Raw genomic sequence first — 12,869 nt, 5'->3', positions numbered from 1 at the left:
GGGTGAAGTCTGCCAGAGCGCGCCGTCAGCGTGAAATCCGGCGGCGCACCTTCTTGGTGAGCACGACCGCGCCCGCGGGAGCCGCACGGTCGGGGCGCAGCCGGAAGCCTGCCTTCTTGTACATCCGCAGGTTGTCGGTCGAGCCCGCGCCCGTGAAGAGCACGTACGTCTCGACGTGGGCGGGGGCGAGGCCCTCCACCAGCTCCAGCAGCGCGCGCCCGAGGCCGCGGCCCTGGAGGTCGGGGGCGACCATCACCCGGCCGATGTCCCACTCGCCGGCCGGGTCGACGTGCGTGTCCACCCGGCCGCGCACGGCTCCGACCAGACGCCCGGAGGACGGCTCGCGGGCGACCATCACCGTCCACTCCCCCAGCCCGCGGCGTACGTCGTCGAGCGACTCGCGCAGCGCCGGGATCTCGACCCCGGGGTTGGCCTCCAGCTCCTGGAGCCAGCAGGCCCGCTGCAGGGTGTAGAGCTCGCCGGCATCGGCGGGGACGGCGGCGCGTACGTCGAGGTCGGCCAGGCCCGCGACCGTCGCCACCGGCGGCAGCAGGTCAGGGCGTCGCTCGGCGGTGCGCCGGGCGGCCTGCTCGCGCCGCCAGACCGCGATCCGGGCGTGGTCGCCGGACAGCAGCACGTCGGGGACGTCGCGACCCTGCCAGGAGGCCGGCTTGGTGTAGACGGGGTACTCCAGGAGCCCGTCGGCGTGCGACTCCTCCACCAGCGAGTCGGCGTTGCCCATGAAGCCCGGCAGGAGGCGTACGACGGCCTCGGTGATCGCGAGCGCGGCGACCTCGCCGCCGTTGAGGACGTAGTCGCCGAGGCTGATCTCGCGGACCGTCCCGATGGTCGCGGCGTGCTCGATGACCCGCTGGTCGATGCCCTCGTAGCGACCGCACGCGAAGACGAGGTGCTCGTGCCTGCTGAGCTCCTCGGCGAGGGCCTGCGTGAACGGCTCCCCGCTCGGCGTGGTGAAGACGATCGTGGCGCCCTGCGCGACCGCGTCGAGCGCCTGGCCCCAGGGCTCGGGCTTCATCACCATGCCGGCCCCGCCGCCGTAGGGCGTGTCGTCGACGGTGTGGTGCCGGTCGGTCGTCCACTGCCGCAGGTCGTGGACCGCGACGTCGAGCAGGCCCTTGGCGCGCGCCTTGCCGGGCAGGCTCAGCTCCAGCGGGGCGAGGTAGTCGGGGAAGATCGTGACGACGTCGATCCTCACGCCCCGGACTCCTCGTCGTCCGGCGCCTGCTCGTCGGGGCCCTGCTCGTCGGGGCCCTGCTCGTCGGGGCCCTGCTCGTCCGGGAAGGGCGAGACGAGTCCGGGGCGGTCGGCCACCACGATCCGGCCGGCGTCGAGGTCGACCTCGGGCACCAGCGCCGTCACGAACGGCACCAGGGCGTCGCGGCCGTCGGGGGTCCGTACGGTCAGCAGGTCCTGCGCCGAGCCGTGGACGAGTGCCTTCACGGTGCCGAGCGGGGTGCCGTCGAGGTCGACGACGTCGAGGCCCACGAGCTGGTGGTCGTAGTACTCGTCCGGGTCGTCGGGCACCTCGTCGTGGCCGATGGTGGCGTGCAGGACGGTGCCACGCGCCGCCTCGGCGGCGTTGCGGTCGGCGAGCTCGTCGAAGGTGACGAGCAGGGTGCTCTGGTGCCAGCGGGCGCGCGCGACGGTGAGCGTCGGGGGGCGACGGTCGGCGCCGGCCGGGGCCTCGGCGCGCAGCGTCGTGCCAGGGGCGAACCTCCGGTCGGGCTCGTCTGTGCGTACGTCGAGGGTGACCTCGCCGCGGATGCCGTGGGGCTTGCCGATGCGGCCGACCACGACCTCGATGTCGCCGGGTTCCTGGGGACTCACAGCGTCAGCGTAGAGGGGCCGGCGCTCGAGTCTCCCAGCGACTCAGGCGCCGGGGCCCGCCGACCGGGGGACGAACGGGGGCGAGCGGGGAAGGTCGTCATCGACATGTCACGACGAAGCTCCCCCGTGTCACGAAATGCCACTGACCCGGCAGAGGATCCCTGCCGGGTCAGTGGGTGGTGTCAACGTGCGGGGTGCTAGCGGCGCCGATCCGTGTCGACGAAGTCGACCCGGGCACCGCCGCGGCCGGCGAGGGCCGAGACGACGGTGCGGAAGGCGGTCGCGGTGCGGCCGTTGCGGCCGATCACCTTGCCGAGGTCGTCGGGGTGGACCCGGACCTCGAGGATCGAGCCACGACGCAGCTGCTTGTCGCGGACGATGACGTCGTCGGGGTGGTCGACGATGCCACGCACCAGGTGCTCGAGAGCCTCGGCCAGCACGTCGCTCACGCCTCGCTCTTGCCGGCGTCCTCGGCGGTCACCGTCTCGGTGGCCTCCGCGGCGTCGGCAGCGCCCTCAGGGGTCTCGGAGGCAGGCACCTCGGCCGGAGCCTCGGCAGCGGGGACCTCGGCAGCGGGCTCCTCGGTCTTCTTCTCGGTCTTCTTCTTGGCCGTGGTCGCGGAGCCCTTCGACTCGGCGGACACCTCCTTGAGGGCCTCGTTGAAGATGTCGAGCTTGGCGCGCTTGGGCTCCTTGACCTTCAGGGTGCCCTCCTCGCCCGGCAGACCCTTGAACTTCTGCCAGTCACCGGTCACCTTGAGGATCGCCTCGACGGCCTCGGAGGGCTGTGCGCCCACGCCGAGCCAGTACTGCGCCCGGTCGGAGACGACGTCGATGTAGGACGGGTCCTCCTTCGGGTGGTACTTGCCGATCTCCTCGAGGACCTTGCCGTCGCGCTTCTTGCGCGAGTCGACGACGACGATGCGGTACTGCGGCACCCGGATCTTGCCCAGGCGCTTCAAACGAATCTTGACGGCCACGTTTGTGGTGTCTCCTCAGAAATTGTCGTGGGTGAGGGACCGTTCCCAGGTGGGGTCACCGGTGCTGGTCACTCGAAGGGCGCTACGTCGTCCGGATGAGAGGGTCCGGGCGCGCAGGACACGAGCAACGATTCTGCCAGAGGGTCACCGCCCGCGACCAATCGACCGCTCAACGGGCCTCAGTCGTCGAGGCCGATGAAGGCCCGGACCGCCTCCGCACCGGTGACCTCGACCGGCTCGCCGAGGCGTACGAACGCCTCGGGCGTCAGGACGAGCCCCTGGTTGAGGGCGAGCTCCCCCTCGCGTCGCTTGATCCGGGACACGGCGGTCGGGCGGAAGCCGACCTTGCGGGAGACCCCCAGCGAGGCGGGGTTGTCGAGGAAGGCAGCAGAGGTGACCTCCTCGAAGCCGAGGTGGTCGAAGAGCAGCTCGCACATCGCGTGCCGCATGACCGTGCCGAACCCACGGCCCTGGAACTCCCGTCCCAGCCAGGACCCCGTCTCGCCGGTGCGCGTCACGGGGAAGTGCTTCGCCGCGACGCCCTGCGCTCCGATCACCCGGCCGTCGAGCAGGACGGCGAGGTCGAGGCAGAAGTCGTCGGGAGAGAAGGTGGACCGCTTGCCCCAGTGGTACGCCGCGGTGTTGCGCGAGAGCTCCCCCGCCGGGGCCGCGCTCCACGGGAAGTAGAACGGCATCTCCCCCGGATCGTGGATACCCGCCTCGGCCACGTCGCACAGCTCGGCGATGAGCTCGTCGGTCAGTCCCCGCAGCTCGAGCGGGCCGGCGACCACGCGGAGCCCGAGGGGCGGGAACAGGTCCACGAGAGCGCTCATGGGGCCCATCCTCAGGGGCCGGGCAGCAGCGCGACAAACCGGTTTCCTGTGCCGACGACCCACCCGGATGCGTCCGCGGCAATGGCTCGTAGTGACCACGCGAAATGACCGGTCCTCGAGTTGTCTGGACCACCCGCGTCGCGCAGACTCGGCCGTCGGTACTCCATCCCCCCACCTCGAGGAGCGCTCTCGATGAACCGCACCACCCGTCTGACCACCGGCCTGCTCGCGTCCGTCGCGCTCGCCACGCCGTCCGCACTGGCCGTCTCGGCGCACGCCGCCGAGCCGACGAAGCCCGTCAAGGCGCAGACCAAGCAGCTGCTCAAGGACATCGCGGGCAAGGACAAGCGCCTCACCCGCCTCTCCGGCAGCAAGGCCGTCGTCCGCCTCGCCGACGACACCGAGGCCGAGCTGGTCACCAACCTCGACGAGGCGCGTGCTGCGCTGGGCGAGGTCAAGACGCAGGTCGAGGCCGCCGACAGCACCTTCGACACCCGCGCCGCCCGCAAGGAGCTGCGCTCGTTCCGCGTGGAGAACTTCCGGATCGTCGCGAACGTCCTGGCCAAGGTCGAGCGCCTGGAGGAGGCCGCCGCGGCCGACCCGGAGGCAGTCACGCACCTCGTAGCTGCCGAGGCGGCCGCCCTCGAGATCGCGGCCACGAGCACGAAGGCCGACATCCGCGCGGTGCGCGCGCACGTCAGCGCCGCCCAAGCAGAGCTCGAGACCGAGACCGAGACGCCGACCGCCTGAGCGCGAACGACGTCCAGAGGGGCGGTCACCCGGCCGGGTGACCGCCCTTCGTCGTACGTGCCGCGCCCCGCAGCACGACCGTCGTGGGCGTACGGAGCACGGACAGGTCCTCCACCGGGTTGCGGTCGTAGACCACGAAGTCGGCAGACGCTCCCTCGGTGAGCCCGTCGACGCCGAGCCACTCGCGGGCCCGCCAGCTCGCCGCGCCGAGGGCGTCGTGGGCCGGGATCCCGATCCGCACCAGCGCATCGACCTCGCCGGCGATGTTGCCGTGGCGGCTGATGCCACCGCCGTCCGAGCCGGCGTAGATCGGCACGCCCGCCTCGTACGCCGCCATGATCGTGGCCGGCATCCGGCTGTAGAGGTCGGTCATGGTCTGCGCGTAGGCCGGGAACTTCTCCTGCCCGGCCGCCGCGTGCTCGGGGAACTTGTCGAGCTGCATCACGGTCGGGACGAGCCGGGTGCCGTGGGCGACCATCGCGTCGATGAGGTCCTCGGTGAGGCCGGTGCCGTGCTCGATGCAGTCGATTCCGGCCTCGATCAGGCCGGGGAGGACGCCGTGGCCGAAGCAGTGCGCGGTGACCTTGGCGCCTTCCGCGTGGGCGGCGTCGATCGCGTCGCGGAACGCCGCGGCCGGGAAGGAGGGCGCGAGGTCGCCGTCGTCGCGGGAGATCCAGTCGCCGACCAGCTTGATCCAGCCGTCGCCGTTGCGGGCCTCCTGCGCGGCGTACGTCGCCAGGTCGGCGGGCTCGACCTCGTGGGCGTAGTTGCGGATGTAGCGCTTCGTCGCGGCGATGTGACGGCCGCACCTGATCAGCCGGGGCAGGTCGTCGCGGTCGTGGATCCACCGGGTGTCGGCCGCCGACCCTGCGTCGCGGATGAGCAGCGCTCCGCCGTCGCGGTCGTCGATCGCCTGCTGCTCGGTCGCCGCGTCGTCGGTGGGGCCGAAGTCGTCGAGGCCGAGGTGGCAGTGCGCGTCGACCAGCCCGGGCACGATCCACCCCTCGGCGACCGTGTCGGCCCCCGCCTGCGGCTCGTAGGTGATCCGACCATCGACGACGTAGAGGTCGCGTGCCTCACCATCGGGCAGGACCGGGCCGCGGAAGCGCTGGGCACTCATGCCCCGACCCTAGCGATCCCCCGTGACGCCAGCGCCGAACCTGTCGGCTCCCACAAATGGGGTACGTGGCCGGATCCGCGGCCCTGTCGCTCCGGCACCTTGCCACCATCGACGGATGGGGAAGGCGCGTGGGTGGGTCCGCAGAGGCGGGGTCTGCGCTGCTGCGGCGGCCCTGGCCGTCGTGTCCGGGTGCGGTGGCGACGCCGACGCCCGGTGGTCCGAGGATCCTGCAGGCGCCGAGCGGCTGCCCGACTTCGTCCCCGCGCCGCCGGAGGACATCCACACCAAGAGGGTCGGCGACAGCTGGTCGGTCGAGTTCAGCTCCGCCCTCGTCAACGTCGGGGCCGGGGACTTCCACGCCACGGCGGAGAAGAACCTCGGCGGTGAGTGGACCGTGACGCAGGACATCGAGCACTCCGACGGCGGAGCCAGCCACGCGCCCAGCGCGGCGCGGCCGGTGTGGGGTGGCGACGGCCACGAGCACTGGCACGTGGAGCGCTACGTGACCTACCACCTGTTCGCCCTCGACGAGCAGGGCAAGGAGTCCGGTGAACCGCGCACCGACCACAAGGTCGGGTTCTGCATCTACGACTTCGAGCACTCGGGGCTCGACCTCGGTCCCGACGAGGCGGTCTACGAGCGCGAGGGGTGCGGCAGCGAGGACTCGAACCGTCTGGTCATGGGTCTCAGCCGGGGCTGGGTGGACTACTACCACTGGAACCTCCCGGGCCAGAGCATCCCCGTCGACGGCCTGGCCGACGGCGACTACCGCATCCATGCCGTCGCCGACGAGCAGGGCGTGTTCCGCGAGGAGACCACCGACAACAACCGGACGTGGGTCGACTTCACGCTCGGCACCGACGGTGACAACCGCACTGCGGTCGTGACGGATGTGGGCCCTGCACCCGAATGATGTCGGACGCGGCGTCCTCGATATTGACGATCATCGCCTGCATGCCCGCCCACCATGTCGCAGAGGCTGCACCGTGATTGCCTGGCCGACCCCCGACGACGGGAGCACGGCCGTCCGTGCCGGCACCTGTCGGTGCGGTGCGATCCAGGCAACCGGACGGAGACGAGCATGAGGCACAAGAAGTACATCGTGGCGGCCGCCACCATGGTCATGGTGGGTATCAGCACGCCCGCCATCGCGGCCAATTTGGACAACCTGAACGGTCAGTCGTGCGGAGAGGGTTCCGGGCTCTGGCACTTCGTCAACAACCAGACGGACGGCGCAGCACCCGGGACTCTGAACGCCGAGTTCTCGGACGGAACCGTCTACACCGGGGTCACTCCATCGGCCGTCAACAAGAACACCCAGCACTTCTACGTCTCGGCCGGCGGCGACCTGCTGAGCGCCAGCACGAACCTGCCGGGCAAGCTCGTGCTGTCGGACTTCACGTGCGAGGACGTCAAGAAGAAGTGAGCCGAGCCCGCGTGACCAGCTGGACCGTCGTGCTCGCGCGCGTCGTGCTCACAGGCGGTCGAGCAGCCACGCGGGGCTGAGCACCTGCGCCGGCGACACGTTGGCCGCGAGCGCGCGGTCGGCCGTCACCACCGTGACCCGGGCGCCCGCCTCACCGGCGCGACGAGCCTGCTCGCGGATCTCGGCGTCGCCGTCCCTTGGCGCGTGGACGGTGCGTACGTGCGCGTCCCGCCCCGCGCGTACGCCGGCCTTGGCCCCACCCTCGAGCACCAGCACGACCTCGTCGTACGCCGTGTCGGCGACCAGCAGCCGCTCGTGGAGGCGACGCGCCGCGCCGGCGCGGTCCTTCCACCAGCCGTCGGGCACGGAGCCGACGACGTTGGCGCCGTCGACGACGAGGACGGTCATTTCAAGAACTGCGAGAAGTCCTTGGGCAGGTTGAGCTGCTCGGCGGCCTTCTCGTAGTCCACCGCGGCGCCGTCGGGGTTGCCGAAGGGGTTGGCGGCCTGCTCGGCCGCCGCGGCCTTGCCGGCCGCCTTCTGCTGGGCTGCCTTGGCGGGGTTGCCGGAGACGCGCTTCTTGCCCTTCTTGCCCTTCGCCTGCTGCTTGGCACCGGACCGCTTGCCGCCGCCCATGCCCGGCATCCCGGGCATCCCGGGCATGCCCGGCACGCCGCCCCCGCGGGCCATCTGCTCCATCATCTTGCGCGCCTCGAAGAAGCGGTCGACGAGCTGGTTGACGTCGGAGACCTGGCGGCCGGAGCCGGCGGCGATGCGGGCGCGGCGCGAGCCGTCGATGATCTTGGGGTTGTCGCGCTCGGCCGGCGTCATCGACTGGATGATGGCCTGGATCCGATCGATCTCACGCTCGTCGAAGTTCTCGAGCTGGTCGCGGAACTGACCCATCCCAGGGAGCATCCCCATGATCTTGGTCATCGAGCCGAGCTTGCGGATCTGCATCATCTGCTGGAGGAAGTCCTCCAGGGTGAAGCCGCCCTTGGTGGCGAGCTTCTCGGCGGCCTTCAACGACTGCTCGGAGTCGAAGGCCTTCTCGGCCTGCTCGATCAGGGTGAGCATGTCGCCCATGTCGAGGATGCGCGAGGCCATCCGGTCGGGGTGGAAGAGGTCGAAGTCGGTCATCTTCTCGCCGCTGGAGGCGAACATGACCGGCTTGCCGGTGATCGAGCGGATCGACAGGGCGGCACCACCGCGGGCGTCGCCGTCGAGCTTGGTGAGCACCACGCCGTCGTAGCCGACGCCGTCGAGGAACGCCTGCGCGGTCGTGACCGCGTCCTGGCCGATCATCGCGTCGACGACGAAGAGCACCTCGTCGGGCTGCACGGCGTCGCGGATGTCGGCGGCCTGCTGCATCAGGGTCTCATCGACGCCGAGGCGGCCGGCGGTGTCGATGATGACGACGTCGTGGAGCTTGCGCTTGGCCTCCTCGATCGACGCGCGAGCCACCGCGACCGGGTCACCCGTGCCGTTGCCCGGCTCGGGTGCGAAGACGGGCACGCCGACGCGCTCGCCGTTGACCTGCAGCTGCTGGACGGCGTTGGGGCGCTGGAGGTCGGCGGCCACCAGCATCGGGGTCCGGTCCTGCTCCTTGAGCCACCGTGCGAGCTTGGCCGCGAGCGTCGTCTTGCCGGCACCCTGGAGGCCGGCCAGCATGATCACCGTCGGGCCGGACTTGGCGTAGCGCAGGCGGCGGGTCTCGCCGCCGAGGATCTCCACGAGCTCCTCGTGGACGATCTTGATGATCTGCTGCGCGGGGTTGAGCGCGCCGCTGACCTCCTCGGAGCGGGCCCGCTCCTTCACCGCCCCGACGAACTCCTTGACGACCGGCAGCGCGACGTCGGCCTCGAGCAGCGCGATGCGGATCTCGCGCGCGGTGGCGTCGATGTCGGCCTCGGAGAGCCGGCCCTTGCCCCGCAGGTTCTTGAAGGTGTCGGCAAGGCGGTCGGAGAGTGTGGCGAACACGGTGTGGGTCAGTCCTCGCATCGGTGGGTGGTTCGGCGCCCAAGCCTAACCGCCGGGAGGAGAATGGCCGGATTCAGTGCGTCGGGCAGGGAACCGGGTCCCGGTGGCGGGTGTCGTCATGTCAGGAGGCCCGACCCCACAGGAGATGAGCAGTGCGCGCTCCCGACCTGATCGACGAGCTGTACGACGCGTCGTACGGCCGGCTCGTCGTGCAGATGCTCGCGCTTTGCGGCAGCCAGGTCGACGCCGAGGACGCCGTGCAGGAAGCCTTCGTGCAGGCCTTGCGCCACCGCGACCGGCTCGCCTTCGTCGACCGCCCCGAGGCCTGGCTGCGGACCGTCGCGCTCAACCACCTCCGCAACCGTTGGCGGCACGCCCAGGTCGTGCGCCGCCTGCAGGTGAAGGTGCCCGGCCCCCAGCAGGGGCTCGACCTGGGGCCGGACCACGTGGCCCTGGTGGCCGCCCTGCAGCGGCTCGACCCGACGAGCCGGGAGGTGGTGGTGCTGCACCACCTCGCCGACCTGTCGGTCGAGGAGATCGCTCGTCAGCTCGACATGGCGGAGGGCACGGTGAAGTCCCGCCTGTCACGGGGACGTGCCCGGCTGTCCGAGCTGCTGACTGACACGCTGGACGACGAGGAGGCCCAGACCCGTGGCTGACATCACCGACCTCCTCGACCACGCGAGCGCCGTACGCCCGCCCGACCTCGAGCGGCTCCGGGCTGTGGCCGCGCGCCGCCGGCGCCGCGCGACGGTCGTCGTGACCGGAGGGGTGACCGCCGCCGTGGTCGGGCTCCTGCTCGCCCTGCAGCCCCTTGCGTCCCGCGACGCCCTCCCGGCACCGATCGCTCCGTCTCCGTCGCCGTCCGTACCCACTCCGCGTGAGCCCCGGGTATCCACCCCTCCACCCGATGCGACGCAGGGCCCCTTCCCGACCCTGACCCCGCAGGAGATCAGGAACCACCCCGACGCGGTCCTGGTGGAGAACAGCTTTCCGGTGACCGGCGCTCCTGGTGTCGCCGCGCGAGAGTGGGGCGTGTGCCTCGCTGACTGCTCCCGCGACACCCAGCAGCAGGCGGGTGAGTACCAGGCAGCGATCGAGGTGACCGAGGACGACTTCGCGTCCAGTGCGCTGTACCCCTTCACCGGGGACAACCTGTCGCACGCCATCGACGGGTGGTTCCTCCTCGGCAGCCAGCTGGTCGACGGCACCGGCGAGCGACGACCCGTCGACACCGGCGAGCCGCTTCCCGTCACCGAGATCCGCGGTCCGCTCGTCGGTGCGTCCGACGGGGTTGCGTGGCTGGACCTCGACGCGATGCGGCTGCACACCATCGCCGGGGACGGCTACTGGGACTGGTGGGGCGCGGAGGACACGTGGCACTGGGGGAACGTCTTCGTCACCAACGAGGCGGGCGACGTGGTCCGGCAGGGGCTCACCTGGCGCAACCCCGACGGCTCGCATGGCGTACGGATGCTGCCGATCGGCGTCACCGAGTGGTCGACGCAGATGCTGAGGTCAGGAGTTCCCGGCACCATGGGGGCGATCGAGCCCGGACCGGTCCGCCTGCTCCACGTGAGCACGGACTACGGCGCCACCTGGGAGGTGCGGGTGCTGCCGGAGCGGTGGGGCACCGACACCTACGTCCCCGACGACTGGCGGTCGTGGACCGAGGACTGGCCGTCCTGGGCGACTCCCTGAGCCCTGGTCACCCGCCGAGCGCAGTGCGTACGGCGTGGGCGGCCGCGGCGGCGCGTTCCTCGGTGGGGCGTACGCCGCCGACCTCCTGCACGTAGAACACGTCGACCGCCTGCGGGCCGAGCGTCGAGACGTGCGCGGACGCCACCGTCAGGCCGAGCCGGGCGAGCGTGGTGAGCACGCGGTGGACGACGCCGGGGCGGTCTGAGGTGCGGATCTCGAGCACGAGCGAGGCGCGCGAGGCGTCGGGGCGCACCTCGACGATCGGCGGCAGCTCGCCGTCGGGGCGCGCGGGCAGGTCGGGGAGGCGTTGGGTGCCCTCGACGACGCGACGGATGCGCTCGCGGACCACACTGGGGTCGAGGTAGGCGTCGGGCACCTCCCAGGCGCTGACCCCCCACTCGCCGTCGGCGTCCACCTGGGCCCAGGCGCGCGCGGCGTGGACCGGGACCCGTAGTGCCGCCAGTCCCCCGGCGACGTCGGCGAGCAGCCCGACGCGGTCGGCCGCGACCACCGTCACGGTGGCGCCGACCTCGTGCGGGGTGATCTCGACCGAGACCGCCCCCGGGTCGCGACGTACGACCTCCGGCACCGGCAGCGTCCCCTCCGGGCCGACGTGCGTGACCTCGGTGCCCAGGGCCTGCCCTGCGCGGGAGACGAGCCGGTCGACCAGGGAGGCCCGCCAGGTCGTCCACGCCGCGGGCGACGCGGCCTTGGCATCTGCCTCGGTGAGGGCGCGCAGGAGCTCCAGGCTCGCCGCGTCGGGGACGTGGGTCAGCAGCTCGGCGGTGGTGGCGGGATCGTCCGGGTCACGGGTGGTCGCCAGGTCGGCGAGGAGCAGGTGCCACCGCACGAGGGACGCGACGACCTCCGCATCCAGGTCGCTGAACCCCATCCGCGCGACGATCTTGCGCGCGAGCGGCTCGCCGGCCACCGAGTGGTCGTGCAGGGAGCCCTTGCCGATGTCGTGGAGCAGCGCGGCGACCAGCAGGAGGTCGGGTCGCCGGACCCGGCGGATCAACCCGCCGGCCTCGGCGCAGGTCTCCACGACGTGCCGGTCCACCGTGAAGCGGTGGATCGCCGAGGCGTGCGGCAGCAGCCGGATCTGCTCCCACTCGGGGAGGAAGGTCTCGATGCCGTCGATCTCGTCGAGCGTCTCCCACACCGGCAGCAGCCCCGGGCCACTGGCGAGCAGGCGGACGAGCGCGTCGCGGGCAGGGGCCGGCCACGGGACGGGGAGCTCGGCGCCCTCACGCACCAGCCGGGCGGCCGTCGTCGGGGCGAGCACCGCGTCGCGGCTGGCGGCCTCCGCGGCGGCACGGAGCAGGAGGGAGGGGTCGTCGCCGGGCTTCGTGCCCGCGTCGAGCACCACCTCGCCGCGCGAGAGCGCGATGCCCGGGGCGATCCGCTCGAGGGCGGGCGTACGGCGCCCCTTCTCCCCCGTCGTGCGTGCCATCACCGCGTCCGTACGCCGCCAGGCGAGGCGCGAGAGGTGGCCGATGCGGCGCCCGAGCGAGCGCACGTGGCGCTGCGCGGCCTCGGCGCCGGCGAGGTCGAGCCTCTCGGCCAGGGGCCCCCACATCTCGGGGGCGATGCGGTCGCTCGGCCGGCCGGCCAGGTCCTGCACCTCGTCACGCACGTCGAGGAGCATCTGGCGCGCCGCCTCGAGCGCGGGGGTCGAGGCGTCGACGAGCCAGCTGGCCTCGATCGCCTTGAGCACCCCGGCGTCGCGCAGGCCGCCCTCGGCCTCCTTGACGTCGGGCACCGAGGCGTGGGCGAGCTCGCCGGTGACGTCGTGCCGCTTGTGCGTCATCGCCCTGAGCTCCGGCAGGCGGGTGCGGGCCTGGCGCCGCCAGTCGGCGAGCATGGTGGTGCGCAGGCGGAGGGTCAGGCCCGGGTCGCCGGCCAGGTGGCGCGCGTCGAGCAGGCCCAGGGCGACCCGCAGGTCCGCGGCCGCCTCGAGCATCTCCCCCATGGACCGCACCGAGTGGTCGAGCCGGCGCCCGGAGTCCCAGAGGGGGTACCAGAGCGTGTGGCCGAGGTCTCCGATCTGGGCGTCGTCGTCGTGGACGAGCACGACGTCGAGGTCGGAGTGGGGGGCCAGCTCGCCGCGGCCGTAGCCCCCGACCGCGACCAGGGCCACCCCGGTGGCGGGCCCTGCTGAGGCAGCGTATGCCTCCCTGCAGAGCTCGTCGGCCGTGGTGGCCCTGGTCTGGCGTTGTGCTGCGGTCACGAG

At 72.1% G+C, this 12,869-nt stretch carries 14 protein-coding genes; 5 read left to right on the top strand and 9 right to left on the bottom strand.

The features are described from left to right. Window positions 1–25: 25 nt before the first annotated feature. The 5 genes from trmD to AC57BS_RS07355 form a co-directional block, all read right to left on the bottom strand. Window positions 26–1,216, bottom strand: a complete 1,191-nt coding sequence (gene trmD, locus AC57BS_RS07375; RefSeq protein ID WP_496410785.1) for a tRNA (guanosine(37)-N1)-methyltransferase TrmD — start codon at window positions 1,214–1,216, stop codon at window positions 26–28. Beyond that, entirely contained in the window at window positions 1,213–1,848 is a 636-nt protein-coding gene (gene rimM / locus AC57BS_RS07370) for a ribosome maturation factor RimM (RefSeq protein ID WP_496410784.1), read from the bottom strand. The genes trmD and rimM overlap by 4 nt, the downstream gene beginning before the upstream one ends. Window positions 1,849–2,045: 197 nt before the next feature. Beyond that, window positions 2,046–2,288, bottom strand: coding sequence for an RNA-binding protein (locus AC57BS_RS07365; RefSeq protein WP_129454827.1), 243 nt, complete (start codon window positions 2,286–2,288; stop codon window positions 2,046–2,048). Between the two features lie 5 nt (window positions 2,289–2,293). Then, complete coding sequence (rpsP, locus tag AC57BS_RS07360) at window positions 2,294–2,827, bottom strand: 30S ribosomal protein S16 (protein ID WP_496410783.1); 534 nt, start codon at window positions 2,825–2,827, stop codon at window positions 2,294–2,296. Between the two features lie 179 nt (window positions 2,828–3,006). Continuing rightward, the gene (locus tag AC57BS_RS07355) at window positions 3,007–3,660 is read right to left on the bottom strand and encodes a GNAT family N-acetyltransferase (RefSeq protein ID WP_496410782.1); all 654 of its coding nucleotides are present in this window, start codon (window positions 3,658–3,660) and stop codon (window positions 3,007–3,009) included. 192 nt (window positions 3,661–3,852) lie between these two features. Here AC57BS_RS07355 and AC57BS_RS07350 point away from each other — a divergent pair, with 192 nt between their 5' ends. Beyond that, on the top strand, window positions 3,853–4,410 hold the full coding sequence (locus tag AC57BS_RS07350; RefSeq protein ID WP_496410781.1) for a hypothetical protein: 558 nt from the start codon (window positions 3,853–3,855) through the stop codon (window positions 4,408–4,410). A gap of 25 nt (window positions 4,411–4,435) precedes the next feature. On the opposite strand, the gene AC57BS_RS07345 is transcribed toward AC57BS_RS07350, so the two are convergent. Further along, the gene (locus tag AC57BS_RS07345; protein ID WP_496410780.1) at window positions 4,436–5,530 is read right to left on the bottom strand and encodes an amidohydrolase family protein; all 1,095 of its coding nucleotides are present in this window, start codon (window positions 5,528–5,530) and stop codon (window positions 4,436–4,438) included. A gap of 115 nt (window positions 5,531–5,645) precedes the next feature. Here AC57BS_RS07345 and AC57BS_RS07340 point away from each other — a divergent pair, with 115 nt between their 5' ends. Together AC57BS_RS07340 and AC57BS_RS07335 are read left to right on the top strand one after the other, a co-directional pair. Next, window positions 5,646–6,443, top strand: a complete 798-nt coding sequence (locus tag AC57BS_RS07340) for a lysyl oxidase family protein (RefSeq protein WP_496410779.1) — start codon at window positions 5,646–5,648, stop codon at window positions 6,441–6,443. A 168-nt stretch (window positions 6,444–6,611) separates the two neighbouring features. After that, window positions 6,612–6,956 (top strand): hypothetical protein, encoded by a 345-nt coding sequence (locus tag AC57BS_RS07335; protein WP_496410778.1) that lies wholly within the window; start codon window positions 6,612–6,614, stop codon window positions 6,954–6,956. 48 nt (window positions 6,957–7,004) lie between these two features. On the opposite strand, the gene AC57BS_RS07330 is transcribed toward AC57BS_RS07335, so the two are convergent. Both AC57BS_RS07330 and ffh read right to left on the bottom strand, forming a co-directional pair. Next, complete coding sequence (locus tag AC57BS_RS07330) at window positions 7,005–7,364, bottom strand: hypothetical protein (RefSeq protein WP_496410777.1); 360 nt, start codon at window positions 7,362–7,364, stop codon at window positions 7,005–7,007. Beyond that, window positions 7,361–8,935 (bottom strand): signal recognition particle protein, encoded by a 1,575-nt coding sequence (ffh, locus tag AC57BS_RS07325; protein WP_496410776.1) that lies wholly within the window; start codon window positions 8,933–8,935, stop codon window positions 7,361–7,363. The genes AC57BS_RS07330 and ffh overlap by 4 nt, the downstream gene beginning before the upstream one ends. A gap of 152 nt (window positions 8,936–9,087) precedes the next feature. Between ffh and AC57BS_RS07320 the strand changes: the two genes are divergently transcribed. Further along, window positions 9,088–9,594 (top strand): RNA polymerase sigma factor, encoded by a 507-nt coding sequence (locus AC57BS_RS07320; RefSeq protein ID WP_496410775.1) that lies wholly within the window; start codon window positions 9,088–9,090, stop codon window positions 9,592–9,594. Then, window positions 9,587–10,636, top strand: a complete 1,050-nt coding sequence (locus AC57BS_RS07315; RefSeq protein WP_496410774.1) for a hypothetical protein — start codon at window positions 9,587–9,589, stop codon at window positions 10,634–10,636. Before AC57BS_RS07320 ends, AC57BS_RS07315 begins: the two co-directional genes overlap by 8 nt. A gap of 7 nt (window positions 10,637–10,643) precedes the next feature. Here the strand turns inward: AC57BS_RS07315 and AC57BS_RS07310 are convergent, their stop codons facing one another. Continuing rightward, window positions 10,644–12,866, bottom strand: coding sequence for a [protein-PII] uridylyltransferase (locus tag AC57BS_RS07310; RefSeq protein ID WP_496410773.1), 2,223 nt, complete (start codon window positions 12,864–12,866; stop codon window positions 10,644–10,646). Between the last annotated feature and the right edge of the window lie 3 nt (window positions 12,867–12,869).

It is taken from the genome of Nocardioides sp. BGA-UO-ETr-FS32 (assembly GCF_059567905.1).
The sequence above is the reverse complement of the archived record's forward strand: the minus strand, read 5'-3'. Positions and strand labels throughout refer to the sequence as shown.